This is a genomic window from Polaromonas sp. P1_E3 (genome assembly GCF_056405935.1).
Genome location: NZ_JBFUBD010000520.1, coordinates 1 through 1,654 on the forward strand (window position 1 = coordinate 1; position 1,654 = coordinate 1,654).

At 58.2% G+C, this 1,654-nt stretch carries 2 protein-coding genes; one reads left to right on the forward strand and one right to left on the reverse strand.

All coding sequences use genetic code 11. From position 1 onward, the window contains the following. Positions 1 to 664: response regulator transcription factor (locus AC1D0Z_RS21220; RefSeq protein ID WP_477660135.1), on the reverse strand; the 664-nt coding region annotated here is incomplete at its 3' end. Between the two features lie 191 nt (positions 665 to 855). Between AC1D0Z_RS21220 and AC1D0Z_RS21225 the strand changes: the two genes are divergently transcribed. Further along, on the forward strand, positions 856 to 1,584 hold the full coding sequence (locus AC1D0Z_RS21225; protein WP_477660136.1) for a phosphatase PAP2 family protein: 729 nt from the start codon (positions 856 to 858) through the stop codon (positions 1,582 to 1,584). The last annotated feature ends 70 nt before the right edge of the window (positions 1,585 to 1,654 follow it).

Sequence of the window (1,654 nt, forward strand, 5' to 3'; positions counted from 1 at the left end):
CGAAATAACCGACGCCGCGCAGTGTGCGTATCACGCCTTCACCCAGCTTCTTTCTCAGGTGATGCACATGCACCTCCACGGCATTGCTGTCGAGCGCATTGTCCCAACTGTAGAGCCGGGCCTCGATCTGCAGCCGTGACAGTACGCGGGGCCTAACCTCCACTAAAGCCAGCAAGACACCGAACTCCCGCGGGGCCAGCTCAACCGGTTTGCCGTTCAGGTGCACGGCCCGCGTGGCCGGGTTGATTACTAAGGCGCCGGCCGTAATCGTAGCTTGGGCGCGTCCGACWGCCCTTCGCCGAAGCGCGCGCATGCGCGCGGCCAATTCATCGGGATTAAAGGGCTTCGTCACGTAATCGTCGGCGCCCATATCCAGGCACTCAATCCGTGCGGCAACCTGGTCACGCGCGGTCATGATCAGCGTTGGCGTACCGGCATCGGGAAAGGAGCCTGCGGGAGCCAAGCGCAGACGCTTAAGCACTTCCGAGCCGTCGCCATCCTCAAGGCCGAGATCGAGCAGGACCAGATCAAAGGGTTCGACCTTTAGCGAGGTCCAGGCCGATTCAACTCCGCTAGCGATATCGATAGCCCAGCCCAACTGCTTCAGATGACTTTCAAGCCCTTTGGCGATGCCTTCATCATCCTCGACAACTAATACGCGCATGCAGCATTGTCCGCCAGACCCGCGTGGAAAACAAAGGCACGTAGCCCGTCTGCACCTGCGCACAGGGGTTTAACGACGCCTTAAGAATGCGTTAAGTATTAGGCGACTTTTTCCTGGGCCTTTTTGTCAAAATTCGCAGCGTCACCAAATCGTTAAGGAGGATTTAAGACGCGACACCGAAGCTCCACGCCATGCAAAATTCTTCCCAAAAATGGTTTGCGGCGATCACGGTTGCCACGGCCATCATTTTTCTGGCGTGGGACGCATCGGGGTTCGATCTGCCGATGGCGCACTGGTTCGGCGGCCTTGCCGGTTTTCCTTTGCAAGATAACTGGTTCCTCACCGTGATCTTGCACGACGGCGCTCGACGGGTGGCCTGGTGCCTCGCTTTACTGCTGTGCCTGGGGGTGTGGTTTCCACTCGGTGGCCTCAAGCGGCTTGAATTCACTAAGCGCCTGCAGTTCGCCTCCACGACTTTGCTGGCAGTTATGACGGTCAGCTCGTTGAAGTTGATGAGCACCACCAGCTGCCCTTACGCCTTATCCGATTTCGGCGGCGTGGCGCATTACGCCTCACATTGGGCCCACCTTTTTCAGCACGACGGTGGTAGTGGAGGGTGCTTCCCCGCAGGGCACGCGTCATCCGGGTTTGCCTTCTTAGGTGGTTACTTCGTTTTCAGCGGCAGCGACAAAATTGCTGCGAAAAAATGGCTTGTCGGTGCAATCACCGCCGGCGTGGTTCTGGGATTCGCGCAGCAGCTGCGCGGCGCGCATTTCATGAGCCATACCTTATGGACGGCATGGATCTGCTGGTGCACCGCCTGGGGCGTCGACAATCTCATGAACAGGCTCAATTTCATAGGACTGACAGCCGACCTTGGGGTGACTGGCACTCAAGAAACCATCAAAGGGCGAGCCTAGCCTCAAGCGCTATTTGACCTGGATGCACATTGCGTAAGCTCAGCCATGGGGCCAGTGCAGCATGCTAGGG